This window comes from Stenotrophomonas sp. ZAC14D2_NAIMI4_6 (assembly GCF_003086875.1).
Taxonomy (GTDB): domain Bacteria; phylum Pseudomonadota; class Gammaproteobacteria; order Xanthomonadales; family Xanthomonadaceae; genus Stenotrophomonas.
On the sequence record NZ_CP025996.1, the window covers coordinates 2,242,532 to 2,267,751 of the forward strand.

Below are 25,220 nucleotides of genomic sequence, written 5' to 3' on the forward strand. Positions count from 1 at the left end.
CGGCGGTAGCACTGCATCAAGCCGCGCGGATCACCAGGTGAAACGCGCGGTTGCGGTCACCGTGCGCCCGGTGCCGTAGTAGCACGAGGACACGCCGGTGCAGGTCGACACGAAACGCTTGTCGGCCAGGTTGCTGACATTCAGCGACAACTGCGTGCCGACGTTGCCGTACTGGCCGATGTCGTAGCGGAGCGCGGCATCCCACAGGGTGTACGACGGAATCTGGTACAGGTTGGCGCTGTCGCCGTAGCTCTTGCCGTTGTAGCGCACGCCGGCGGCCAGGCTCAGGCCTTCCAGCGCACCGCCCTGGAAGGTGTAGTCGCCCCACAGCGCGGCGGTCCAGTCCGGCACCATCGCCAGCTGCTTGCCGCGGTAGCCGTTGTTGCTGCGGGTCACTTCCGAATCCATCCAGGCCGCGGCGCCGATCACGCTGAAACCGGCCAGCGGGGTCACCCGGCCCTCCAGTTCCACACCGCGCACGCGGCCCTCGCCATCCTGCACCTGGCACTGGCTGGTGCCGGTGGTGCCGCAGGTGTTGTGGCTGCTGTCCGGGTCATCGGTCAGCACGTTCTGCTGGCGCAGATCGTAGGCCGACAGGGTCACCAGGCCGTCGAAGTTGGCCGGCTGATACTTCACGCCGGCCTCCCACTGCTTGCCGGTGATCGGATCGAACGGCGTACGGTCGAACGACTGGGTGGCAGTGCTGCCGGCCGGCTGGAACGATTCGGCGTAGCTCAGGTACGGGGTCAGGCCGTTGTCGGCCACGAACAGAATGCCCGCGTTGCCGCTGAAGGCCTCGTTCTTGATCCGGCTGGGGGTGCGCGCGCCGAAACGGTTGCTGGCCACGGTGTAGGCCTGCGTCCAGGTGTCATCCTTGGTCCAGTCGTAGCGGCCGCCCACGGTGAAGCGCCACTTGTCCAGCGCGATCTGGTCCTGCAGGTACACACCGGTCTGGCGATTGATGCCACCGGAGTAGCTGATCGAGGTGGTGGCCGGAATGTAGCCGGTGTAGACCGGGTTGAAGATGTCGATGGCATTGGGCGTATCGGTGGCCGTGCCCATTGCACCGCGCGCCGCATCCCAATCGGCCTTCTGCCAGTCCACGCCCACCAGCAGCATATGCTGGGCCGCGCCGGTGCTGAACTTGCCGGTCAGGCGCGTATCGGCGGTATCGCCGCGCGAATCGCCTTCGCCCCAGGTGGCGCGGCGCTTCTGCGTGCGGCCGTCTGCATTCAGCGCGCCATTGGTCACCACGGTGCGGAAGGTGGAATCGACGTTCAGGCGGCGCGCGCTCTGGCTCAACGTCCAGTTTTCATTGAACGCGTGTTCGAACATCCAGCCGGCCGACCAGATGGTGCGGTCGTAGGTGTTCCAGTTCGGTTCGCCAATGAAGGTGCTGTTCTTCATGTGCCCATAGGGCGTGGCGTTGAGCGTGCCGGCCATCGGCAGGAACTGGTAGGTGGAACCACCATCGTCGCGCTGGTACAGGCCCAGCAGTGTCAGGCGCGTACGCTCGGCCATCTGGAAGGTGTAGCTGGGCGCCAGGAACCAGTGCTCCTGCTCGGTGTGCTTGATCTGGGTGTCGCCATCGCGGTACAGGCCCACCAGGCGACCCAGGTGCTGCTTGTCCGCCGATGCGGCGCCCACATCGAAGGCGGTGCTGTACTGGCCATTGCCATCCACGCCCAGCTGCACGATCTGCTGCTGGTCCGGCGTGGGCGTCTTGCTGACCTGGTTGACCATGCCACCCGGAGCCACCTGGCCGTACATCACCGCTGACGGGCCCTTCAGCACTTCCACCCGGTCCAGGTTCCAGCTGTCCACCATGGTGCGGTTCCACTGCCCGCCCTGCGGCGCGCGCATGCCGTCGATGGTGACGTTGTTGCTCCAGCTGCCGGCATCGAAGCCACGGATGCGGAAATCATCCACGCGGTTGTCGATACCGCTGCTTTCCAGCGATACACCGGCCACGTAGCGCATGGCCTCGTTCAAGGTCTGCACGCCGCGCGCGTCCAGTTCCTCGCGCGCGATCACCGACACCGACTTGGCCATCTCGGCAACCGGCGTGTCGGTCTTGGTGGCGCCAGAGGTGTGGGTGAGCGTGCGGTAGGCGTTGACGTGCACCGCATCCAGATCGGTGGGGCTGCTGCCGTCCGGAGTCTGCGTCTGCGCATGCGCGGCCAGCGGCGCGCTCAGCGCAAGGGCCAGAGCCAGCGCCGTGCTGAGCGGCGAGCGGACGGGAAATGCGGAGGAATTCATGGGGACCTACCGGGAAGGGGCGCCGGCGGCAAGCCGCGGCACTGTTAAGGACGCATGAAATGATACCAAATGCGAATGGTTCGCACTAACGTCCGTGGTTCAGGCGGCCTGCTGCAGAGCGGTCGGCCGCGCCGACACCGCGTTAACCGCGCTTTTCGATACTGGGCCAGCGCTGGGCGCATGCGCCGGGCTGCACCCATGGAACGCAACGAGGACATTGGATGAGCAAGCTGCACACCCTGGCCGCCACGGCCGCCCTGCTGGCCCTGAGCCCGCTGGCCTGGGCCGAAACGGTGAACCTGACCAACAGCGCCGACGGCGCCAATCGAGATGCCGGCATCACCGCGGTGAAGAAGAAACTGCAGGACGCCTGCACCGAGCGCAAGGGCACGCCCGCTACCGACACCTTTGAAGTGGTGTTCGAGAAGACCAGCGAGAACCCGAACGTGCCCAAGCCGTACTACGTGGACGGCAAGATGCAGTGCGAATTGCCGGGCTGAAGGTTTGCAGGGAGCGCCGGGCATGGCCCGGCGCTACCTCAGCGCGCCAGACTGCGCGCTGTCTCCTGCTGCTGCACCTGCTCCTGCTCGCGCTGCTGCGCGACCTGCGCTTCCGGTGCGGCACGCTCTGGCACCTGCTGCAGCTCGCGCACGTGATCGGCCACGGGTGTGGCCACCGCCTGCGCGGTATCGGCGCGGGCAATCTGCCGGTCGGCGGCATGCACTTCGCCCTGCACCGCGAAGGCGTAGCGGCCATCGTCACTCAGCACCGCCTGGTCCACCCGGTCCATGCCCTTGTGGGTGGCGGCCACCAGCAACGCCATGCCCAGCCGCTCACTGGCCTGGTCGGGCTGGCGCCCCATGGCCTGGTCCAGGCTGTTCACCGCGCCCTGGGTCTGCAGCCACAGTCCGTGGCGCGGGCTGGCTTCATTGCGCGGGTCGTGCTGCGGCAGCAACGGTGAAGGCCGCGGCAGGTCCTGCAAGGCCTGCGACTGCACGCCGGCCTCGATCGGCTGAAGTTCACGACCTTCGGCTGACGCCACGCGGAACAGGCGCTCGCCCAGGCCATAGGCCGAATGACCCTGGTTGCGTGCCAGCGCGGCAGCGAATGCATCCACATCCTGCTGCGGCCTGCCCTGCCCGTCCTCGGCCAGCAGGCGCCAGTCAGGGCCGAGCATCGGATTGTCTTTCACCATGGCCTGGGTGCGCTCCATCAGGGCGCGCATCTGCGGCTCATCCAGCACCAGGGTGTTCTCCACCCCGGCATGCAACGGGCCACGATCGCCGGCCGCGTTGCCGGTCAGCGCGGCATTCACCATGCCGGCAATCTGTTCGCCGTGTTCGTGGTCGCGCAGGTCGATCTGGAACTGATAGCGGCGCTGGGCGATGTCTTCCTGGCCATCGGCACCGTAGGCACTGAAACGGCTGACCGGCACGTTGCCGCTGTATTCCACGCTGCGCTGTTCGGTGAAGCTGCCATCCTCGTGGCGGACGCGCACCACATCGCCGCTGTTGCGCTGCCCGGCCACGTCCAGGTTGAACGCATCGCCCACGCCCACCTTCAGGCGCGTCTGTGAACTCATGCCCAGCCGTTCCACGGTGGCCAGGTCCTGCACGCCGGGGGTGTGCGCATCCATCACCCCGGTGTCGATGAAGTGCTGGTACGCCGCGCGGCCATCCACCTGCTCAAGATCGAAGGTGGCGGTGCGCACCGTGGATTGCCCCAGCGCGTCCTGGCGCCCGGCCACGGCGGTCAACTTGCCCGCCGCGAAGCCAACACCGTTGAACGCTTCCACCGCCTGGTTGGGGCCGGTGGTGACGCGTACGCGGCCATCGTCCAGATGATCCACGCGGTAGCTGGCGCCCTGCGCCTCGGTCACCTGGCTCTGGATGGCGATGTTGCGGAAGCGTCCTTCCAGCGCGGTGCCAGTGAAATGCTGGCCGTCCAGGGTAACGCTGCCGCCCTTGGGAATGGTCTGCGGATCAAAAGGATTCACCGTGGTCGGATCGGTATCCAGCGCACCGTGCGGCAGGCTGACGCGGTAGCGGCCACGTGCGCCGGTGCTGTCTTCCTGGGTGAATCCGCCGGCCTTCATGCGGTTGCCCACCACACTGTCGACCGTTACCAGATAATCCACGCCGTCGCGGGTGGGCGTGGCTGCAGCGGCCACCGATGTGCCGCGGAACTGCGTGCCGGGACCGGTGCCTGACACCTTCTTTTCCTGCGCCAGCTTCACCGACTGGTCTTCGCCGTTCACGGTGATGGCATGGCCGGCGCCCTTCAACTGCGCTTCGCCATTGCTGGACACATAGGTGGGATCGAACGCCGCGGTGGCAGTGGCCGCGTGCGCGCCCTGTCCGGCTGCGCCTTCCGTGCGGGTGGTGGCATTCATGCCGTGGGCTCCTTGAACGTAGACCGCTTGATTATGGCAGCCGACGCGCAGTTGCGTTCACGCGGCACCGCCGCAGTGTTCGAGATAGTGAACCACGTCCCATCGAGAAGGCCTGCATGCCGCGCCGCATCTTCCACTTTTCCACCTGGCCACGTGGTTGGCGGCTGCTGGCGTGGTGCCTGCTGGGCCTGCAGGCGCTGTACCTGCTGGCCGGCAATATTTTCCTGAATACGCCACTGTTCGATGCGGTGACCAACCGTAAGGCGCACAAGTTCGTGATGTCCACCGGGCCGGCCATTACCCTGCTGCCCGGCCATGTGATTGCCTGGAACGTGCACATGCGCGGCCATGTGAACCACACCGTGTATGTGCTGCACGCCGACCGCGCCAGTGCACGGCTGGCCGTGCTGCCGCTGTTCCGCCGCGAGGTGCGCGTACCGCACCTGGAGGCGACCGGGGTGTCGGCGGAAATCGAGCGCGTGCAGGACGTGGTGCCCTCGCCGCCGCGTGGCGACCAGGGCTGGACGCTGCGATTCGACGCGATCCACAGCGACAGCATCCGCAGCGCACGTTTCGGCAAGCTGCTGCTGCAGGGCGGCGGCAGCGGCACCGTCGGCTTCGTCAAGCAGCTGCGTGGCGGTCCGTCGCAGCTGCTGGATTCGCAGGTCGAATTCAACGATGCCTTCGCCAGCTACCACGGCGTGCAGCTGCTGTCGGGCATGCAGTTGAAATCCACCTTCCGCTACCCGCGGCACTACCGCGACCAGGCGCCGGGCATCCGCAAGTTCACCCTGGTGGAGGGCACGCTGGACATCACCGCGCGCAGCCAGGGCCTGCGCATGAATACCGACGCCCAGCAGGTGGCCATCGCCAGCTCACCGCTGGCCGGCCAGCTGCAGGCGCACGTGGATCTGCAGCGCGGCGCGCTGATGCCGGGCACCCGTGCCATCTGGCGGGTGCCGCTGCAGCTGGGCGATGGCGCCCCCGACCGCGGCGTGCTGGCCCTGCAGCTGGATGTGGCGCAGGACATGCGCCTGCAGGCGCGGTTGCCTGCACGCCCCGAACGCGGCGCGGCATTGGATGCAGACCTGCATATCCGCGGCCACGATATTCCCTTCAACGACCCGGCCAGCCTGCTGGAGCGCACGTCCGGCCAGGTGCAGGGCGAATGGACGTTCACTTCGCTCAACTGGATTCCGGCCTTGTTTGTGCGCAAGCCTTGGTTCGAGCTGGAAGGCGGCGGCGTACTGAAGGCCGACCTGCGTGTGCAGGACGGTGAGCTGGTGGCCGGCAGCACCGTGGACCTGCCCGCGGCCGAAGCCGTGGCAGAAGTGGCCGGCGTGCGCATGGCCGGCACCGCCAGTGCCCACGGTGCGTTGAAGGCCGGTACGCCTACCCGTGCCGAACTGGATGTGCGGCTGCCGCGCTTCTCCGCACGCACCCAGGGCAAGGATGCGGCTACCCTTTTCGAGGGACGCGACCTGTCGTTGCAGCTGAGCGGTGACGGCCGGCTGCGTGAGCTGCGCCGCGGCGTACGTGCCCGGCTGCGCTTCAGCGATGCCGACATTCCCGACCTGGCGGCCTACAACCGCTTCCTGGGCAACGGGCAGGTGCGCCTGGTGTCGGGCACGGCGCGCCTGAGTGGTGACGTCGGGCTGGATACCGATGGCCGCATCGGCCAGGGCACGGCGCGTTTGCTCGGCCAGGGCGCGCGCCTGCAGCTTGCCGGTCTGGACCTGCGTGCCGACACCCGTGTGGACGGCACCCTGCAGCGCGGCGACTTCCGCCAGCGCTGGTTCGACCTGACCGGCAGCGCGGTGGAACTGCGCAACGTACAGATTGATGGCCGGCCGGGACCGCAGGGGTGGCGGGGCCGCCTGGATGTTGACGAAGGCCGCATCGATGCCCAATCCCCCTTCCAGGTGGACGCACGCGCGCGGGTGGCCATGAGCGATGCCGGCCCGCTGCTGGCGGTGTTTGCCGAACGCGGCGATTATCCGGGCTGGGTACTGAAACTGCTCGATTCCGGTCGGGTGGAGGCAAAGACCGCGCTGCGCTGGCAGCCCGGGCACCTGATGCTGGATGACCTGCAGGCGGAGAACGACCGCTTCTCGCTGCGTGCACGGCTGGATCTGCTGCAGCAGCGCCGCAAGGGCGATCTGTACCTGCGCTGGGGCGTGCTGGGCGCGGGCATCGAACTGGATGGCGATCGCCGCCAGTGGCACCTGACCGGCGCGCGCGACTGGTTCGACGGTCGACCGGCGTTGCTGGCGCCGGCACCCTGACGGCGCCGGCAGGGCTCAGGCCGCGGCCGGCTGCCAGTCGCGCAGTACCCGCGGCTTCAAGGCGTGCTCACCGCAGCCTTCCGGACACCGCAGGATGCGCGCCACCGAGGTGCTGATGAAGCCGGCGCCTTCGTGCGCGGTGAACACCTGCGCGCAGCCATGGCAGCGCGCCACCAGCGAATACAGATGGACGATCCGCCCGCTGCCAGGGTCCTTCAACGCATCGATCTGCAACAGATCGAACCGGCAGGTGTCGGGCAAGGTGTGCCGGAAGGAGAGACGCGCGGGAGTGGGCTGCAGGTTCACGGGATGGCCAACGGGGAGGTCGGCGCCCACCGTAGCGTTGGTCGCGTGCAGCCGGTGTTGACTGCCGGTGCAATCCGGGCGAAATCTCTTCACTGCGTTTACACCGCTTCTGCTAGCTTAGCCCCAATGTCCGTCCCCGCCCCCTGCGCGCAGCGCGCTGCCTCCTCTTCTGTCCCCGACGAGCCGCTCAGCGCGATGCTGAAGACGGCCACGCGCAGCACCCACGAGCGCCTGGACCAACGCCTGATGGCCCTGGGCATCTTCGATGATCGCCGCGACTATCTGCGCTTCCTGCAGGTGCAGGCGCAGTTCCATGGTGCGGTGGCAGCACTGTACCGGCGGCAGGATCTGCCGATGGCGGCAACGGAAACGGGCAAGCACACGCAGGTGCTGGCCGATCTGCAGGATCTGGGTGCACACCCTACGACGCCGGCTGTCGCCGCACCGGCGCTGGCCACGGCCCCGCTGCCGGTGGCGCTGGGCTGGTGGTACGTGGCCGAAGGTTCCAGCATGGGCGCGGCGGTACTGCTACGCCATGCAGCCCGCCTGGGCCTGCACGAAGGCTTCGGCGCACGCCATCTCGCACCCGCCACAGCCGGGGTCGCTGCGCACTGGCGCAACGTGCGGGCCGCGATGGACGCGCTCGCGCTGACGGATGCCCAGCGCGCACAGGCGGCTGCCGCAGCCTGCGCTGCTTTTGAATTCGTCGGGCGACGCGTGGATGAATCGTTCAGAAATGCCTGATCCAGCCGTTGACAGCAATGCGATAGTAGAGGGATGTCTGTTGCTGTCCTTGTTCCAGGCGCGCGCCTGCGCCGCCTCACCACTTCCGGGTTCCTGTCTTCATGTCCAACGCCACTGACGCCGTGAACGATCTGGCGCTGTCTGCCTGTGCCCGCGAGCCGATCCACACACCCGGCGCCATCCAGCCCTACGGGGTGCTGCTGGTCGCCGACCCGCACACGCTGCAGGTGCGCGAGCGCGCGATCAGTCAGGACTCCCTGCTGCAGCAGTTCGGCGACCCGCTCGGGCAGCCGCTGGACGCGGTGCTGGGCGGCGTACTGGCCCCGTTCCTGCCACAGCTGCGCCGCACGGCGGTCGACAGCAGCGTGCACGTGGGCGCCGTGCACCTGGATGGCCATGGCCGCCATCAGTTGCTGGTGCACCGCTCGCAGCACGACCTGCTGGTGGAACTGGAAAGCCCCGTGCCGGGCCAGCCCAGTTCGCTGGAAGAGCTCTACCCCGCCATCCGCCGCCTGATGTCCGAGATCGAATCGGCTGCCACCGTGCCCGATCTGTGCCAGCTGGCCGCCCAGCACATGCGCGCGATGACCGGCTTCGACCGCACCCTGGTCTACCAGTTCGACAGCGCCTGGAATGGCACCGTGGTGGCCGAGGATGGCAACGGCGTGCTGCCTTCCTACCTGGACCTGCGCTTCCCCGAATCGGACATTCCGGCGCAGGCCCGCGAACTGTACCGGCGCAACCGGGTGCGCCTGATCGCCGATTCGGACTACACCGCCGTGCCGTTGGTGCGTGATCCTGCGGCCGCTGATGCAGCGCCCACCGACCTCAGCCTGGCGGTGCTGCGCAGTGTGTCTCCGGTGCACCTGCAGTACATGCGCAACATGGGCACCGGCGCGTCGATGTCGGTCTCGCTGATCCACGAAGGCCGGTTGTGGGGGTTGGTGTCCTGCCACACCGCCCATGCCCGCCGCCTGCCCTACCCCGTGCGCACAGCCTGCGAATTCATGGGCCAGATCCTGTCGCTGCAGATTGCGCTGAAAGAACGCGGACGGGTGGTGGAAGAGCGGGTGATCCGGCGTTCGCTGCTGGTCAAGCTGCTGGCCCGCATGGCCGGCGATGAAGACTTCATGGCGGCGCTGCGCCAGGACCACAGCAGCCTGCTGGCCCTGACCGAAGCGGCCGGCGCGGCGATCGTGCACAAGGGCGACTGCATGCGCGTGGGCCAGTGCCCCGCCCGCGAGGACATCCTGCGCCTGGCGCACTGGGTGGCCGCCGAACACCCGGGCGAAGAAGTGTTCCACACCGACCATCTGGCCGGTGCCTGGCCGTCGGCCGCGCGCCTGAGCGACGTGGCCAGTGGCGTGCTGGCGGTGTCCATTTCGCAGCTGCACGACAGCTACCTGATGTGGTTCCGCCCCGAAGTGGTGCGCACCGTGCGTTGGGGCGGCGATCCGCGCAAGTCCAGCGATCCGGGAACCGCGCTGTCGCCGCGCCATTCCTTCGAAGCCTGGAAGGAAACCGTGCAGCAGCGCAGCCTGCCCTGGACCGACGCCGACGCCGATGCCGCGCACGAAATGCGCACAGCCATCGTCGACATCGTGCTGCGCAAGGCCGAAGAGATGGCCGAACTGAACGAACAGCTGGTGCGCAGCAACAAGGAACTGGAAGCCTTCTCGTACTCGGTCAGCCACGATCTGCGCGCCCCGTTCCGGCATATCGTGGGGTATTCCGAACTGCTGGGCAGCTCGGCGGCCGAGCGCCTGAGCGAGAACGAACGGCGCTTCCTGGACACCATCGTGGAATCGGCCAAGTCCGCCGGCACGCTGGTGGATGATCTGCTGAGTTTCTCGCAGATGGGCCGCTCCACCCTGGGCCGCATGCATATCGACATGGGCGCGCTGGCGCAGGATGTGCGCCGCACCCTGGCGCTGGACTATGCCGGGCGCAGCATCGACTGGCGCATCGGCCCGCTGCCGGTGGTCGAGGCCGACCCCACCATGCTGCGCCTGGTCTGGCAGAACCTGCTGTCCAACGCGGTGAAGTTCACCCGCGACGTTACCGACGCCGTGATTGAAGTGGGCCACCAGCGCAGCGCCAGCGAACACATCTTCCATGTGCGCGACAACGGCTGCGGCTTCGACATGCGCTATGTGGACAAACTGTTCGGCGTGTTCCAGCGCCTGCACCACGAAGACGAATTCGAAGGCACCGGGATCGGCCTGGCCAACGTGCGCCGCATCATCGGCCGCCATGGCGGGCGAACCTGGGCCGAAGGCACGCTGGGTGAAGGTGCCACGCTCTATTTCACTCTTCCCCTTTCTACCGGAGAACACCCATGAGGGATCTGCGGCCGATCCTCCTGGTCGAGGACAGCCCCAAGGACGCCGAACTGACCCTGGCTGCGCTTGCGCGCTGCCAGTTGCTCAACGCGGTGGTGCACGTGCGCGATGGCGCCGAGGCACTGGATTACCTGCGCAGCGAAGGCAACTTCGCCGGCGCCTACCATGGCGGGCCGGTGGTGGTGCTGCTGGACCTGAAGCTGCCCAAGATCAACGGCCTGGAAGTGCTGCAGCAGGTGCGCGAGGACCCGGAACTGAGCAGCACCCCGATCGTCATGCTGACCTCCTCGCGCGAAGAGCAGGATCTGGTCCGCAGTTACCAGCTGGGCGTCAATGCCTTCGTCGTCAAGCCGGTGGACTTCAAGGAATTCTTCGACGCCATCCAGGGCCTTGGCATGTTCTGGGGCATCACCAACCAGCCACCTCCGCATCGCGGCGGCAACGGGAACACCCCCACCCATGAATGACCCCGCGCCTGCAGGCGGCCGCCTGCGGATCCTGATGCTGGAAGACAGCGCGCTGGACGCCGAACTGATCACGGCCCAGCTGCAGCGCTCCGGCCTGCGCTTCGACACCCACCGGGTGTGGGCGCACGACACGTTTCTGGCCGCCATCACCTCGGCACAGTTCGACGTGATCCTGGCCGACCATGTGCTGCCCGGGTTCGACGGCGATACCGCACTGGCGCTGGCGCGCGAGCACGCGCCGCAGATCCCTTTCATCTTTGTGTCCGGCACGCTGACCGAAGAACTGGCCGTGCAGGCGCTGACCCGCGGCGCGCGCGACTACGTGGTCAAGCAACGGCTGCAGCGGCTGCCGGACGCGATCCGGCGTGCCCGCGATGAAGCCCGCGAACGCAACCAGCTGGCCCAGGCGCGCACGGCGCTGGAGCACAGCCAGGCACAACTGCAGCAGATTACCGATGCCATTCCCGCGTTGATCGCGCACCTGGGCGCCGACCACCGCTACCGCTTCGCCAACAAGGCCTTCCTGGACTGGCATGGCATTGCCCTGGACGACCTGCTGGGCAAGCAGCCGGCCGACATCGGCAACAGTGCCTCGTTCCAGCAGGCCCTGCCCAGCCTGGAACGGGTACTGGCCGGCGAGCGCGCCAGCTTCCAGATCACCCTGACCCACCGCAGCGGCGAAGCCCGCTTCGTGCAGATGGACTGCGTGCCCGAATTCGCTGCCGACGGTACGGTGACCGGCTACACCTGCCTGGGCAGTGATGTGTCGGGGCTGAAGCGCGCCGAGCTGGCGCTGCGCCAGGACAATCAGTCGCTGGAACAGCAGGTGCAGGCGCGCACCGCCGAGCTGCAGGCGAGCAAGCGGCGCCTGCAGGCCATCTTTGAATCAAGCTTCCAGCACCAGGTACTGCTGGACCTGGACGGGCGGGTGATCGATGCCAACGTGGCCTCGCTGGCAGCGGTGATGGCAGGAAAGGCCGACGTTGTCGGCGTCCAGTTTGCCCACACCCCGTGGTTCGCAGCGACCCCCGCAGCCGCGCAGCTGGTGGCGCAGGCCGTGCAGAACGCCGCCACTGGCACCCCGTCACTGCATGCGTTCGAGCTGGAACTGCCCACTGGCAAGCGCAGTTTTGATTTCTCGCTGCGGCCGCTGCAGGGCCCCGATGGCCAAGTGGCCGCAGTGGTCTGCGAGGCGGTGGAAACCACCGCCCGACTGCAGGCCGAACACGCGCTGCGCCAGTCACAGAAGATCGAAGCCGTGGGTCAGCTGACCGGTGGCATCGCGCACGACTTCAACAACATCCTGACCGTGATCGCCGGCAACGTTGAACACGCCATGCTGCTGAACCAGCGCAATGGCGAACCGGCCGGCATGACCGCGCGGGCGCTGGACAATGCCCTGAAGGGCGTCAACCGCGCCGCCAGCCTGACCCAGCGCCTGCTGGCCTTTGCCCGCCGGCAACCGCTGCACAGCCAGGCGGTGAATCTGAATGACGCCGTGCATGGCATGCAGGACATGCTGCAGCGCGCCCTGGGCGAGCTGGTGCAGCTGGAGATCCGCAGCGCTGACGACATCTGGTGCGTGGAACTGGATGTCAGCCAGCTGGAAGTCTCGGTGTTGAACCTGGCCGTGAATGCACGCGATGCCATGGACCACGGCGGCCAGCTGGTGATCGAAATCGACAACAGTCACCTGGACCATGACTACGCCGCCCTGTTTCCCGATGCAGCGCCTGGCGAATACGTGATGCTGCGGGTGCGCGACAACGGCCATGGCATGTCGGCCGAAACGCTGGCCAAGGTGTTCGAACCGTTCTTCACCACCAAGCAGGTGGGCCGCGGTACGGGGCTGGGGCTGTCGATGGTGCATGGCTTCGTGAAGCAGTCCGGCGGCCACGTGCTGATCGATTCGATCCCCGGCGGCGGCACCAGCATCACCATGATGTTCCCGCGCTCAACCCTGCCCCTGCCCAGCCAGGCGGCGCCGACGCAGACCGGTTGGGCCAGCTACGAAGCGCGCGAGGAGTCGATCCTGGTGGCCGAGGACAACGACGATGTGCGCGCCTACACCGTGGATGCACTGCGACAGCTGGGCTACCGCGTGCTGGAAGCACACGATGGGCCGTCCGCCCTGCGCCTACTGGAGCGGCCCGACACCCAGATCGATCTGTTGTTCTCGGACATCGTGATGCCCGGCATGTCCGGGTGGGAGCTGGGCCGGCAGGTGCGCGAGCGCTGGCCCTCGGTGGCTGTCCTGTTCACCTCGGGCTACCCGCGTGACCACGACACCGTGGGCAGCCCCGGGCGCGGCGCACCGCTGCTGTCCAAACCCTTCACCCGCAGCGACCTGGCGCAGTCGGTACGCAACGCGCTGGCGCCCTGAACCCCCGGTCCCGCCACATACCTTGGTAGGTGCCGACCTTGGTCGGCACATGTCCGCGCTCTGATAGGTGCCGACCTTGGTCGGCACACGCTCCACGCCCTGGTAGGTGCCGACCTTGGTCGGCACAGGCTTCGGGCCAACCAAGGTTGACCCCTACCAAGGCGGGGTAACCCGGGCCAACCAAGGTTGGCCCCTACCAAAGCGAGGCAATGCAGGCCAACCAAGGTTGGCCCCTACCAAAGCGGGGTAAAGCGGGCCAACCAAGGCTGGCCCCTACCGTTCCGCCCTCGCGAAGCGATGGATCTGCGCGCACTCCACCACACCGGGGGGCTGCGCCATGCTAGCCAGCGCGATCATCGCCTCGCCAATCGCCCGGTTGCTGACCGTCAGCGACGGCAGCACGCTTCCGGCCAATCCCATCAACGGCGCGGCCACCCAATAGAACGGCTTCATCAGAGTATGCCGGGTCCCGGTACCCGCCACCGGCTGCACGCCTGCCGGCCGCAACATCACTGTGCGCACCGGCAGTCGCGCCAGCGCCTGCTCGATCTCACCTTTCACCCGCAGCGGCATGATGCGGCTGGCCGGGTTTGCGTGCGCGCCGGATACATACAGGAAGCAGCCCTGCGGATTGGCCGCGGCCCAGGCGCGGGCAACGGCCAGCGTAGCGTCCACCGTCACCTGCCGGTATTCGGCCTCGGGCGTGCCCAGTGGCGGCGCACCGGCGCAATAGAAACACGCATCGAATCCCGCCCACGGCAGATCGGCGTGCGCGGCCTGCAGGAAGTCGGGCAGCACCATCTCCGGGAACCCGGCAGGGGCCGCGCCTTCGCGACGCACCAGCGCGGTCACCTGCTGCACCTGGCCAGAATCCGCGCAGGCCAGCGCGACACCCTGCCCGACCAGACCGCCGCTGCCGACCAGGAGAATCTTCAAGGATTGCGTGTTGTCAGCGCTCATGCACGGCTCCTGCGGCGCGCTAGAGTTTCACAAAACGCTGGATCTTGCGCGCCAGCCAGCCGCTGAACACCAGCGGCGCATCCAGCGCGGAAACACAGATGCACGGCACGCCCGGCGCGGTCACCGGCTGGTGCTCGACCTCCTCATCCAGATCCGCCACATCGCCCGGCGCGAACAGGCCCAGTGCATCGTTGTAGCTGCCCCGCAGAATCTGGGTCAGCTCACTCTGGCCATGGCTGTGCATGGGCAGGCACTTGCCCGGGGCGATCTTCAGCATGATCAGCGACGGCATCTGCGCCGCACGGATGCAGTACACACCCGGTGCAATCCAGCGCCAATGCAGCTGCGACAGCGACGCACCGAAGTACGGATGCAGGGCGGCAGGCAGGTGATCCGGGTTGGCCTGCGGCCGTTCGCTGGGTACGGCGCGGGCCGCCACGCAGGGCGCAGCCAATCCGCCATCGGCCTGGTCCATCTGCGCCAGCATGGCCATGCGCAGCTGCGCATGCCGAGCCTCGTCAACGGTCGGCTGGGTCTGCTCCAGCAGCACGGCGCCGATCGCCTCGGCATCGCGCAGGCGCTGGCGACAGGCCGGACACTGCTCCAGGTGCGCGGCTGCGACCACGCTCAACGCCGTCGGCAGGCCGCCGGACGCATAGCTGATCAAGGTCGATTCGTGCAGGTGGTGGCGCGGGCTCACTGGCCACCTCTTACCTTCGACTGCAACTGCAGGAAGGCCCGGCGCAGGTGTGACTTCACCGTGCCCAGCGGCATGCCCAGTGCAGCGGCGATCTCGCCGTGGCTGCGCGCCTCGAAGTAGGACATGCGCACCAGCCGTGCCTGCACCGCCGGCAGTTCATTGATGCGCTGGCGCAGCCGTACCTGGTCGGCATACTGTTCGGCACTGCTGCGTTCCACCACGTCGAAGCTGGCAGCATCGGCCACCGCCGCCTGCGCCTGCAGCCAGCCACGTTCATGGCGCACGCGGTCGATATGCAGGTTGCGCGCAATGCGGAACAGCCAGGTGCTCAGCGCGCCCTGCGCGGCATCGAAATCGGCCGCGCGCAGCCACAGGCGCAGCAACGCCTCCTGCGCCAGCTCCTCGGCGATCGCCGGCGTTGCCCCCAGACCACGCAGATACACGCACAGGCGCGGCATGAAATAGTCGTAGATGCGCAGGAAGCAGGCGCGGTCACGCAGCCGGGCCACACCGTCCATGTCACCGGTCCAGTTGGTGGGCTCACTGCTGGGCTGCTGGGCACTGGACACGAGACGGGCGGCGTCGAAAGGGCTGCGGGGCGGGCGGCGTTCAACGTACATGGGCAGGGGCGGCAATCAGGTGAAGGTGGTTCCTGTGCCTCTACGCAGGCAGGCGGCGATTGGATGCAGCGGCCGGTGCATCCATTGGCCACGCCGCCACGTAGTACTGGCAGACCCGACGGAAAGCCGCCCATGCGCACCTGTGCCTACCTGCTGCTGTTGCCTGTCTGCGCCCATGCCGAACCCGCCCCGCTGCGCAGTGAAGGCGTGGCCACCACCGCGGACGGGCGCGTGGCCTACCGCGAGGTGCACTGGCAGCAGGGCCCGGACGAAGGGGCACAGCGCTGGGTGGAATACCGCTGTGGATCGGGCCAGCCCTTCGCCCGCAAGCAGTTGCCTGCCACCGGCCGCCCCGCCGCACGCGGTTATACCCTGCAGGACCGGCGCAGCGGCCAGGCCGCCACGCTGGACGTTTCCGCAACGGCCGTGCAGGTGCAGTGGCGGGAAGCCGGCGACGCGGCACCCGTACAGGCACGGGTCGCGCTGCCGGCAGACGCGGTGATCGATGCCGGCTTCGATGCCGCCGTGCGCCAGCACTGGGACACCCTGCTGCGCGGCCAGCCGGTCACCCTGTCCTTCCTGGTGCCGGGGCGGCAGCGCTTCTACCCGCTGAAGGTGCAGTACCGCGGCGCGCTGCAATGGCAGGGCCAGCCGGCGCAGTCCTTCGCCGTGCGCCTGGATGCTTGGTACGGCGCGGTGGCACCCGGCCTGAGCCTGGTCTATGCCAACGCCGACCGTCGCCTGCTCGAATTCAACGGCACCAGCAACCTGCGTGACGGCAAGGGACGCTATCCGCAGGTGCGCGTAACCTTCAGGAATCCCCCCGTCCCCGCCAGCCGCAGCCAGTGGCAACGAGAGCAGGAGTTGCCGCTCGTCGCCTCGTGTGGTGTTACGGCCAAGTGAATTACTGCACGTATGCGAATGCACTGCATCCAATCGCGCTGTTGCAACGTAGGCACCTACACACGCGCCTTCCGGAAACCGAACATGTCTGCAGCTGCGCCCCTGCCCCGCCGACGCGCCCGCCTGTTGCGCACCCTGCGCCGCTGGTTCGACACCGGCAGCACTGCGAACGAGGTGCCGGCAGCCCAGGCCGGGCGCATCGACTGGCTGCGCGCGGTGCCCTTCGTGCTGCTGCACGTGGCCTGTCTGGGGGTGATCTGGGTAGGCGTCTCCTGGACCGCCGTTGCGGTGGCGGCCGCACTGTACGCCGTGCGCATGTTCGCCATTACCGGTTTCTACCACCGCTATTTTTCCCACCGCACCTTCCAGACCTCGCGCCCGGTGCAGTTCGCGTTCGCGGTGATCGGCGCCGCCAGCGTGCAGCGCGGGCCGCTGTGGTGGGCCGCGCACCACCGCCATCACCACCGCCATGCCGACCAGCCACAGGATCCGCATTCACCGAATGAAGTCGGCTTCTGGCGCAGCCACATGGGCTGGTTCCTGACCCGCGAAGCCTTCAGCACCGATCTCAGCCGCGTGCCGGACCTGGCCCGTTTCCCCGAGCTGCGCTGGCTGGACCGCTTCGACATCGCCGTGCCGGTGCTGCTGGCCGCGGGCCTGTTCGGGCTGGGCGAACTGCTGCAGCACACCGCGCCGGGCCTGCACACCAGCGGCCCGCAGCTGCTGGTCTGGGGCTTCTTCATCTCCACCGTGGTGCTGTTCCACGCCACGGTCACCATCAATTCGCTGGCCCATCGCTTCGGCAGCCGCCGCTTCGATACGCGCGATGACAGCCGCAACAACCTGTGGCTGGCCCTGCTCACCTTCGGCGAGGGCTGGCACAACAACCATCACTTCTTCCCCGGCACGGTGCGCCAGGGCTTCCGCTGGTGGGAGGTCGACCTGACCTGGTACGGCCTGCGCGCGATGGCGGCGGTCGGCCTGGTGAAAGGACTCAAACCCATACCCGACTGGGTGCTGGCCAAGGCGAGGCACTGACATGCGCATCGCAATCATCGGATCGGGCATTGCAGGGCTGGCCAGTGCCTGGTGGCTGGACGGCGAACACGAAGTCACCCTGTTCGAGGCCAACGATTATCTGGGTGGGCATACCCACACCCATGACGTCACCGTGGATGGACGCCCGCTCGCCGTCGATACCGGCTTCATCGTCTTCAACGAGCAGCACTACCCGCTGCTCACCGGCCTGTTCAACGAACTGGGTGTGGCCTCGCAGCCCACGACCATGAGTTTTTCCATGCACAGCGAGCGCAGCGGCGTGGAATACAACGCCACTTCGCTCGACGGCTTGTTCTGCCAGCGCCGCAACCTGGTCTCGCCGCGCTTCTGGGGCATGCTGGCCGACCTGCGCCGCTTCTATCGCCACGCGCCGGCCCTGCTGCAGGAAGAACACGGCCCCACCCTGGGCCAGTACCTGCAGCAGCACGGCTACGGCCAGGCCTTCGTCGATGAGCACCTGCTGCCGATGGCCTCGGCGCTGTGGTCATCGCCCACGGCCACGGTGCTGGACTTCCCGGCGCGCTACCTGGTGCAGTTCATGGCCAACCACCAGATGCTGCAGATGACCGGGCGCCAGCCGTGGCGGGTGGTACGCGGCGGCTCGGCGCGCTACGTGGATGCACTGCGTGCGCGCTGGCAGGTACGCGAGCGGCTGGAATGCCCGGTGCACGCGGTGGAGCGCCTGCCGTGGGGCGTGCGCATCCACAGTGCCGCCGGCGTGGAAGGCTTTGATGAAGTCATCCTGGCCTGCCACAGCGACCAGGCCCTGGCTCTGCTGCAGCAGGTGGACCCGGTGGAACGCGCCGTGCTGGGCGCGATCCGCTACCAGCCCAATGAAGCCGTGCTGCACACCGATGCATCGCTGCTGCCGCGCAACCGCAAGGCCTGGGCAGCCTGGAATGCGCATGTGCCGCGCGCGCCCGATGCGGCCTGCACGGTCAGCTATTGCATGAACCTGCTGCAGGGCCTGCCCGGCGATACGCCACTGGTAGTCACCCTGAACCGCAGCGACGCCATCGATCCGGACAAGGTGCTGCGCCGCCTGCAGTACGCGCACCCGGTGCACGACCACGCCGCCGTGCGCGCACAGCAGCGCTGGGGCGAGGTGCAGGGTCGCCACCACACCTGGTTTGCCGGCGCGTACTGGGGCTGGGGCTTCCACGAAGACGGCATCCGCAGCGCCCGCCGGGTGGTGGATGCGCTGCGCGAACGCACCGCCCAGGCCAGCAGTACCTTCGACGTGGAAGTGCCGGCATGAGCGGCAGCGCGCTCTACTTCGGCCATGTGCTGCACCGCCGTCACCAGCCGCACGCGCATGCGTTCCGTTACCCGATCGCGCAGCTGCTGCTGGACCTGGATGAACTGGACAGCGTGTTTGCCGGGCGTTGGCTGTGGTCGGTCAATCGCCGCAACGTGGCCGAGTTCCGCCGTAGCGACTACTTCGGTGATCCGGACCAGCCGCTTGCCGATGCCGTGCGCGCCCATGCGGCCCGCGAGCTGGGCTATCGCCCGCAGGGCCCGGTGCGGCTGCTCACCCACCTGCGCTTTGGCGGCCATGTGTTCAATCCGGTCAGCTTCTACTACTGCTATCGCGCCGATGGACAGACCCTGGACTGTATCGTGGCCGAGATCACCAACACGCCGTGGAAGGAGCGCCACGCCTATGTGCTGCCGGTTGCGCGTGCCCTGCATGGCAACCAGGATCTGCGCTGGCAGTTCGACAAGGCCTTCCATGTGTCGCCGTTCATGGCCATGGATTGCCACTACGACTGGCGCTTCAACCTGCCCGGCGAGCACCTGCGCGTGCATATGCAGGTCTGGCGCGACGGTGTGCGCCAGTTCGATGCCACCCAGAGCATGCAGCGCCGGCCGCTGGATGGCCCCGGCCTGGCGCGGGTGCTGGCCGCCTACCCCTTGATGACCGTGCAGGTGGTGGCCGCCATTCACTGGCACGCCCTGCGCCTGTGGCTGAAGCGCAACCCCGTGCACGACCACCCTTCCCTTGCCGAGAAACCGCAATGAATGAACTCACTCCCTCGGTGGCCCTGGCCCCGCCCGGCGCGCTGGACGCCTTCCTGCGCCGCCGCCTGCTGGACCAGCTGGCACCGCTGCGCGAAGGCAGCCTGCTGGTTCGCGACGCGTTCGGCGAACAGCGGCTGGGCCATGCCAGCGGCGCGCTGCACGCCACGGTGACCATCGAAGACCCGGCGTTCTATCGCAAGGTGGCCGCGCAGGGCAGCGTGGGCGCGGGCGAGAGCTATATCGACGGTGATTGGCGCTGCGACGATCTGGTGGCGCTGGTGCAGCTGCTGGTACGCAACCGCGACCTGCTGGACGGCATGGAGCGCGGCCCGGCACGGGTGGGCGGCTGGCTACTGCGCGGTTGGAACCGCCTGCGCCGCAACAGCCGCGCCGGCAGCCGGCGCAACATCGCCGCCCACTACGACCTGGGCAACGACTTCTTCAGCCTCTTCCTGTCGCCGGACCTGATGTACTCCTCGGCACTGTTCGCCAACGAGCAGGAAACGCTGGAAACCGCATCGAGGCGCAAGCTGGACCGCATCTGCCAGCAGCTGCAGCTGCAGCCGGGCGACCGCGTGGTTGAGATCGGCACCGGCTGGGGCGGCTTCGCCCTGCATGCCGCGCGGCACTACGGCTGCCATGTCACCACCACCACCATTTCCGCTGAACAGCACGCGCTGGCCCAGCAACGCGTGCGCGAGGCCGGCCTGCAGGACCGTATCACCCTGCTCACCCAGGACTACCGCGACCTGCAGGGGCCGTTCGACAAGCTGGTCTCGATCGAGATGATCGAAGCCGTGGGCGCCGAATACCTGGACACTTACCTGGCCACCCTGCAGCGCCTGCTGAAGCCCGATGGCGTAGCCCTGCTGCAGGCGATCACCATCGAGGACCATCGCTACGAGCAGGCGCGCCGCAGCGTGGACTACATCAAGCGCTTCGTGTTTCCCGGCAGCTTCATTCCCTCCATCAACGCGATCATGGCCGCCAAGACCCGCAGCAGCGACCTGCAGCTGGTGGCCCAGCACGACTTCGGGCACTCCTATGCCCTGACCCTGCGTGCCTGGCGGCAGCGCTTCCTGGCCCAGCGCAGCGCCGTGCAGGCACAGGGCTTCGACGCGCGCTTCTGCCGCCTGTGGGAGTTCTATCTGGCCTACTGCGAAGGCGGCTTCCTGGAGCGCTCGATCGGCGTGTCGCACCTGCTGATGGCACGCCCGGGCTACCGCCCCGCCGGCAATGCCGGGCAGGCGGTGTGAAATGCGCCGCACCTGGGTCAATCTGCTCGGCAACCAGGCGGTCTGGCTGTGCGCCGTGGCCGGTGCCGCACGCGGCTGGCAGTGGCCGGCCCTGCTGGCCGCAACGATCTATATCGGCAGCCAGTTGATGACGTCGCCGCAGCCTCGGCTGGACCTGAAACTGGTGGCGCTGGCCCTGGCCTGCGCGTGGCTGGTGGACGGCGTGGTGGCCGCCACCGGCAGCGTGCGCTATGCCGCCGCCCCATTCGGCTGGGCACCACCGCCGTGGATCTGTGCGCTGTGGGCCGCCTTCGCCATGACCCTGACTGCATCCATGGCCTTCCTGCAGCGGCATTGGCTGCTGCCGATCCTGTTCGGCCTGCTGCTGGCACCGCTGGCCTACCTGTCGGCCGCACGCGGCTTCGATGCGGTCGCCTTCGCTGAACCCCGTTGGCACGGCGTTGCCCTGCTGGGCCTGGGCTGGGCGGTGGCACTGCCGCTGCTGGTCGGCATGGCCCGCCATGGCGCCCGCGCACCGCGCCGGCCCCTGCTGCAGAGGGCGCGACCATGAGCGGCCTGCTGTGGGTGCTGCTGTATGCCGCGCTGGTGATGAGCTGGGGCTGGGCCTGGCAGCGTCGCCACGACAACATCGGGGTGGTCGATGTGCTGTGGGCCAAGTGCGTGGCGGCCGCTGCGCTGCTGCTGGCCTGGTTGGGTGAGGGGGCGCCGGCACCGCGTATCGCGCTGGCGGTGCTGGGCGGGCTGTGGGGCACCCGGCTGGCCCTGCACCTGTGGCAGCGCGTGCGCCACGAAGACGAAGACGGTCGCTACCGCTACCTGCGTGAACACTGGCACGGCCACCAAGGCAAGATCTTCGGCTTCTTCATGGCGCAGGCGCTGCTGGTAGTGCTGTTCGCCCTGCCGTTCGTTGCGGTGGCCGCCAATACCAGCACGCAGATGGGGGGCTGGATCGCCGCGGCGGTGGCGGTCTGGCTGCTCAGCGTGGGCGGTGAAAGCCTGGCGGATCGCCAACTGGCGCGTTTCCGCGCAAACCCGGGCAACAAGGGCCGCACCTGCCGCGACGGCCTCTGGCGCTACTCGCGGCATCCCAACTATTTTTTCGAATGGCTGCACTGGTTGACCTACGTGCTGCTGGCCGTGGGCTCGCCGCTGTGGTGGCTGGCCTGGGCCGGGCCGCTGCTGATGTACGTGTTCCTGCGTTATCTCAGCGGCGTTCCGTTCACTGAAAAGCAGGCCCTGCGCAGCCGCGGCGAGGACTACCGCCAGTACCAGCGCAGCACCCCGATGTTCTTCCCGTGGTTCCCCCGCTCGCCCAAGGATCCCTCGCCATGAATGCGGTCACCTCGCTTACCCCACCCACCCTGGTTGAAACCGGACTGACCGGCTGGGCCGAACGCGGCTGGCTGCCCGATGCCGCGCTGCGCCTGGGCATCCGCCGCCTGTGTGCGCAACGCCTGGCCGAAGAACAGGCCGGCGGCCTGCAGGCGCAGTCACAGCGGTTCCAGCAGCGCCTGCAGGAACTGTCGACCAGCCCGCTGGCACTGCACGTGGATGCGGCCAATCGCCAGCACTATGAAGTGCCGGCCGCGTTCTTCCAGGCGTGCCTGGGTCACCGCCTGAAGTACAGCAGCTGCTATTACCGTACCGGTCACGAAACGCTGGACCAGGCCGAGGACGCGATGCTGGCGCTGTATGGCGAGCGCGCCGGCCTGGCCGATGGCCAGGACATCCTGGAACTGGGCTGCGGCTGGGGCTCGCTGACCTTGTGGATGGCCGAGCGCTATCCCAGGGCGCGCATCACCGCCGTGTCCAACTCGCACAGCCAGCGCGCGCACATCATGGCCCAGTGTGAAGCGCGCGGGCTGCGCAACGTGCAGGTGCTCACCCGCGACGTGAATCAGCTGGAGCTGCCCGGGCACGCCTTCGACCGCTGCGTGTCGGTGGAGATGTTCGAACACGTGCGCAACTACGCGCAGCTGCTGGGCCGCATCGCCGGCTGGCTGCGACCGGACGGCGCGCTGTTCGTGCACATCTTCGCGCACCGCACGCTGATGTACCCGTTCGAAACCGAAGGCGATGACAACTGGATGGGCCGCCACTTCTTCACCGGCGGCCTGATGCCGGCCGCCGATACCCTGCTGCATTTCCAGCACGACCTGCAGCTGCAGCAGCGCTGGCTGCTGGACGGTACCCACTACCAGCGCACGGCCAACCATTGGCTGGCCAACCAGGATGCAGCACGCGAAGAACTGCTGCCCTTGCTGGCCCAGACCTACGGCAGCGACGCCGCCGCACGCGTGTGGTGGCAGCGCTGGCGCATGTTCTGGATGGCCTGCGCCGAGCTGTTCGGCTACGACGACGGCCAGCAGTGGCTGGTCGCCCATTACCTGTTCCGCCCCCGCTGAGCGAGGCCCACCATGCGCATGCCCCCGCTGTTTTCCCTGCTGGCCGTGGCCCTGTTCGGCACCGGCTGCAGCAGCCAGGACACCCGCCCCCTGCCGCGCCCGGCATCGGTGGATGTGCCGCGTTTCATGGGCGACTGGTACGTGATCGCCCATATTCCCTCCTGGCCCGAGCGCGAGGCCTTCGATGCGGTGGAAAGCTACGCACCGCGCCCCGATGGCCGCATCCAGACCACCTTTACCTACCGCAAGGGCAGCTTCCAGGCGCCGCTGAAAACCATGCACCCCATTGGCCGGGTGGAACCGGAAGGCGCCGGCGCGGTCTGGGGCATGCAGTTCGTCTGGCCCATCCAGGCCGAATACATCATCGCCTGGGTCGATACGGACTACGGCCAGACCATCGTCGGCCGCAGCAAGCGCGACTACGTCTGGTACATGGCCCGCACCCCGCAGGTAAGCGAGGCCCAGTACCAGCAAGCGGTCGCCCGCATCCAGGCGATGGGCTATGACATCAGCAAGTTGCGACGGGTGCCTCAATCCGTGCGCTAGAAGCGCAACGTGCCGTTCCAAAGGCCCATGGGCTGCCCCATAATCGCGCCTCCAAAATGGAGGAAACGTTTTCATGGAGAATGCAGCACCCGCCAATCCGCCCAAGGATTACCTGTTCGCCGCGATCCTGAGCATCTTCTGCGGCTTCTGGCCCTTCGGCATCGTGGCCACCGTCTACGCCAACAAGACCTCGTCGCTGAAGGCGACCGGGCAGATGGGTCCGGCCGCCGTCACCTCGCGCAAGGCCCTGCGCTGGATGATCGCCTCGTTTGTGACCCTGCCGGCCCTGCTGGTGGTGCTGATCGGCTGGGGCCTGATCAACCGGGCCATGATGTAACCGCCGCACCGGGGGTGGTTTCCACCCCCAACGCGCCCTGCCCGCGCTGATATATAGTCTGCCCAGACAACCACACGGAGCAGGTCATGGGTCTGGTACAGGCGGTCAAGGGTGCGGTAGGCGGTGTTCTGGCCGACCAGTGGAAGGATTTCTACACCGTGCCGACGGGCCTGCCGTCCACGGCGGCGCTGTTCGCGGCGGTGCCGCGTGGCACCAATGCCGGGCGCGGCTCCAACACCAGCGGTTCGTCCAACATCATCAGCAACGGCTCGAAGATCGTCGTGCCCGAAGGCTACGGCCTGCTGCTGTTCCAGGACGGTGCCATCACCGCCTTCGTGGCCGAGCCCGGTGGCTACGAATGGCGCTCGGACGATCTGAATTCGCAATCGATCTTCGCCGGCGATGGACTGGTCAGCACCTTCATCAAGCAGAGCTGGGAACGCTTCAAGTTCGGCGGCCAGCCCGGTTCGCAGCAGGCAGCGTTCTTTGTTTCGCTGAAGGAACTGCCGGACAACCGCTTCGGCACCCAGTCGGAAATCTACTGGGACGATGCCTTCCTCAATACCCAGGTTGGTGCGGTCACCCGTGGCTCGTACACGCTGAAGATCGTCGACCCGATCCTGTTCGTGAAGAACTTCGTGCCGGCCAGCTACCTGCAGCCCGGCCAGGTATTCGACTTCACCGACATGGACAACGCCGCCGCCACCCAGCTGTTCAATGAAGTGGTGGGTTCGCTGGCGCCGGCCTTCAGCCTGTACAGCAACGACCCCGCCAAGGGCAACCGCATCACCAAGCTCCAGCAGGATTCGATCGGTTTCGCGCAGAGCCTGTCGGCCGCGGTGGAACAGGCCTACCAGTGGCAGAGCGATCGCGGCCTGGCCATCGTCAAGACGGCCATCGTCTCCATTGAATACGACGCCAACACCCGCGAACTGCTGAAGACCGTGCAGCGCGCCGATGCGCTGTCCGGTTCGCGCGGCAATTCCAACCTGCAGGCCAGCGTGGCCCAGGGCATCCAGTCGGCCGGCGAGAACGGCGGCGCGGCCGGGCTGGTGGGCGTGGGCATGGCCTCGGGCATGTTCGGTGCCGGCAACCTGCAGCAGCCCACCGCACCGGCGGCGGAAGACCCGGTGGCCAAGCTGAAGAAGGCCAAGGAAATGCTGGACCTGGGCCTGATCACGCAGAGCGACTACGACGCGCTGAAGGCCAAGGCGCTGGGGCTGTAACCAGCAGG

23 protein-coding genes are annotated in these 25,220 nt (G+C 67.7%); 17 read left to right on the top strand and 6 right to left on the bottom strand.

Annotated elements, in window-relative coordinates; all coding sequences use genetic code 11:
* Nucleotides 1–30 precede the first annotated feature (30 nt).
* Entirely contained in the window at nucleotides 31–2,259 is a 2,229-nt protein-coding gene (locus C1933_RS10330) for a TonB-dependent siderophore receptor (RefSeq protein WP_108753174.1), read from the bottom strand.
* 221 nt (nucleotides 2,260–2,480) lie between these two features.
* On the opposite strand from C1933_RS10330, the gene C1933_RS10335 reads away from it, so the two are divergent.
* Entirely contained in the window at nucleotides 2,481–2,759 is a 279-nt protein-coding gene (locus C1933_RS10335; protein ID WP_108753175.1) for a hypothetical protein, read from the top strand.
* A gap of 38 nt (nucleotides 2,760–2,797) precedes the next feature.
* On the opposite strand, the gene C1933_RS10340 is transcribed toward C1933_RS10335, so the two are convergent.
* Nucleotides 2,798–4,651 (bottom strand): XVIPCD domain-containing protein, encoded by a 1,854-nt coding sequence (locus C1933_RS10340; protein WP_108753176.1) that lies wholly within the window; start codon nucleotides 4,649–4,651, stop codon nucleotides 2,798–2,800.
* Nucleotides 4,652–4,767: 116 nt separating this feature from the next.
* On the opposite strand from C1933_RS10340, the gene C1933_RS10345 reads away from it, so the two are divergent.
* On the top strand, nucleotides 4,768–6,936 hold the full coding sequence (locus C1933_RS10345) for a hypothetical protein (protein WP_108753177.1): 2,169 nt from the start codon (nucleotides 4,768–4,770) through the stop codon (nucleotides 6,934–6,936).
* 15 nt (nucleotides 6,937–6,951) lie between these two features.
* Here C1933_RS10345 and C1933_RS10350 read toward each other — a convergent pair whose 3' ends face one another.
* Nucleotides 6,952–7,242 (bottom strand): hypothetical protein, encoded by a 291-nt coding sequence (locus C1933_RS10350; RefSeq protein WP_108753178.1) that lies wholly within the window; start codon nucleotides 7,240–7,242, stop codon nucleotides 6,952–6,954.
* Between the two features lie 126 nt (nucleotides 7,243–7,368).
* On the opposite strand from C1933_RS10350, the gene C1933_RS10355 reads away from it, so the two are divergent.
* The 4 genes from C1933_RS10355 to C1933_RS10370 all read left to right on the top strand — a co-directional run bounded on the left by C1933_RS10355 (nucleotide 7,369) and on the right by C1933_RS10370 (nucleotide 13,178).
* Nucleotides 7,369–7,986, top strand: a complete 618-nt coding sequence (locus C1933_RS10355; protein WP_199911361.1) for a biliverdin-producing heme oxygenase — start codon at nucleotides 7,369–7,371, stop codon at nucleotides 7,984–7,986.
* A gap of 101 nt (nucleotides 7,987–8,087) precedes the next feature.
* Nucleotides 8,088–10,328 carry an ATP-binding protein gene (locus C1933_RS10360; RefSeq protein ID WP_108753180.1) on the top strand — a complete coding sequence of 747 codons (2,241 nt, stop codon included), beginning with the start codon at nucleotides 8,088–8,090 and terminating at the stop codon, nucleotides 10,326–10,328.
* Entirely contained in the window at nucleotides 10,325–10,795 is a 471-nt protein-coding gene (locus tag C1933_RS10365; RefSeq protein WP_108753181.1) for a response regulator, read from the top strand. Before C1933_RS10360 ends, C1933_RS10365 begins: the two co-directional genes overlap by 4 nt.
* Nucleotides 10,788–13,178, top strand: coding sequence for a response regulator (locus C1933_RS10370; protein WP_108753182.1), 2,391 nt, complete (start codon nucleotides 10,788–10,790; stop codon nucleotides 13,176–13,178). The genes C1933_RS10365 and C1933_RS10370 overlap by 8 nt, the downstream gene beginning before the upstream one ends.
* Before the next feature lie 273 nt (nucleotides 13,179–13,451).
* On the opposite strand, the gene C1933_RS10375 is transcribed toward C1933_RS10370, so the two are convergent.
* From C1933_RS10375 to C1933_RS10385, 3 genes are read right to left on the bottom strand one after another with little or no spacing between them, the layout of a single operon-like run.
* Nucleotides 13,452–14,138 carry an oxidoreductase gene (locus tag C1933_RS10375; protein WP_108753183.1) on the bottom strand — a complete coding sequence of 229 codons (687 nt, stop codon included), beginning with the start codon at nucleotides 14,136–14,138 and terminating at the stop codon, nucleotides 13,452–13,454.
* Between the two features lie 19 nt (nucleotides 14,139–14,157).
* Nucleotides 14,158–14,838, bottom strand: a complete 681-nt coding sequence (locus C1933_RS10380; protein WP_108753184.1) for a ChrR family anti-sigma-E factor — start codon at nucleotides 14,836–14,838, stop codon at nucleotides 14,158–14,160.
* The gene (locus tag C1933_RS10385; protein ID WP_108753185.1) at nucleotides 14,835–15,458 is read right to left on the bottom strand and encodes a sigma-70 family RNA polymerase sigma factor; all 624 of its coding nucleotides are present in this window, start codon (nucleotides 15,456–15,458) and stop codon (nucleotides 14,835–14,837) included. The genes C1933_RS10380 and C1933_RS10385 overlap by 4 nt, the downstream gene beginning before the upstream one ends.
* Nucleotides 15,459–15,590: 132 nt before the next feature.
* Here C1933_RS10385 and C1933_RS10390 point away from each other — a divergent pair, with 132 nt between their 5' ends.
* The 11 genes from C1933_RS10390 to C1933_RS10440 all read left to right on the top strand — a co-directional run bounded on the left by C1933_RS10390 (nucleotide 15,591) and on the right by C1933_RS10440 (nucleotide 25,212).
* Nucleotides 15,591–16,361 carry a hypothetical protein gene (locus C1933_RS10390; protein ID WP_108753186.1) on the top strand — a complete coding sequence of 257 codons (771 nt, stop codon included), beginning with the start codon at nucleotides 15,591–15,593 and terminating at the stop codon, nucleotides 16,359–16,361.
* 84 nt (nucleotides 16,362–16,445) lie between these two features.
* Nucleotides 16,446–17,399: an acyl-CoA desaturase gene (locus C1933_RS10395; protein WP_108753187.1), complete on the top strand. Its 954-nt coding sequence runs from the start codon at nucleotides 16,446–16,448 to the stop codon at nucleotides 17,397–17,399.
* A 1-nt stretch (nucleotide 17,400) separates the two neighbouring features.
* Complete coding sequence (locus C1933_RS10400) at nucleotides 17,401–18,678, top strand: FAD-dependent oxidoreductase (RefSeq protein WP_108753188.1); 1,278 nt, start codon at nucleotides 17,401–17,403, stop codon at nucleotides 18,676–18,678.
* Nucleotides 18,675–19,442 (top strand): DUF1365 domain-containing protein, encoded by a 768-nt coding sequence (locus C1933_RS10405; RefSeq protein ID WP_108753189.1) that lies wholly within the window; start codon nucleotides 18,675–18,677, stop codon nucleotides 19,440–19,442. Before C1933_RS10400 ends, C1933_RS10405 begins: the two co-directional genes overlap by 4 nt.
* Nucleotides 19,439–20,698, top strand: coding sequence for a cyclopropane-fatty-acyl-phospholipid synthase family protein (locus C1933_RS10410; RefSeq protein ID WP_108753190.1), 1,260 nt, complete (start codon nucleotides 19,439–19,441; stop codon nucleotides 20,696–20,698). The genes C1933_RS10405 and C1933_RS10410 overlap by 4 nt, the downstream gene beginning before the upstream one ends.
* Before the next feature lies 1 nt (nucleotide 20,699).
* Nucleotides 20,700–21,248 carry a DUF2878 domain-containing protein gene (locus tag C1933_RS10415; RefSeq protein ID WP_108753191.1) on the top strand — a complete coding sequence of 183 codons (549 nt, stop codon included), beginning with the start codon at nucleotides 20,700–20,702 and terminating at the stop codon, nucleotides 21,246–21,248.
* Complete coding sequence (locus C1933_RS10420; protein ID WP_108753192.1) at nucleotides 21,245–22,030, top strand: DUF1295 domain-containing protein; 786 nt, start codon at nucleotides 21,245–21,247, stop codon at nucleotides 22,028–22,030. Before C1933_RS10415 ends, C1933_RS10420 begins: the two co-directional genes overlap by 4 nt.
* The gene (locus tag C1933_RS10425) at nucleotides 22,027–23,103 is read left to right on the top strand and encodes a class I SAM-dependent methyltransferase (RefSeq protein ID WP_108753193.1); all 1,077 of its coding nucleotides are present in this window, start codon (nucleotides 22,027–22,029) and stop codon (nucleotides 23,101–23,103) included. The genes C1933_RS10420 and C1933_RS10425 overlap by 4 nt, the downstream gene beginning before the upstream one ends.
* Nucleotides 23,104–23,115: 12 nt before the next feature.
* Nucleotides 23,116–23,649, top strand: coding sequence for a lipocalin family protein (locus C1933_RS10430; RefSeq protein ID WP_108753194.1), 534 nt, complete (start codon nucleotides 23,116–23,118; stop codon nucleotides 23,647–23,649).
* A gap of 73 nt (nucleotides 23,650–23,722) precedes the next feature.
* Nucleotides 23,723–23,986 (top strand): CD225/dispanin family protein, encoded by a 264-nt coding sequence (locus C1933_RS10435; RefSeq protein ID WP_108753195.1) that lies wholly within the window; start codon nucleotides 23,723–23,725, stop codon nucleotides 23,984–23,986.
* A gap of 86 nt (nucleotides 23,987–24,072) precedes the next feature.
* Entirely contained in the window at nucleotides 24,073–25,212 is a 1,140-nt protein-coding gene (locus tag C1933_RS10440; protein WP_108753196.1) for an SPFH domain-containing protein, read from the top strand.
* Nucleotides 25,213–25,220 lie beyond the last annotated feature (8 nt).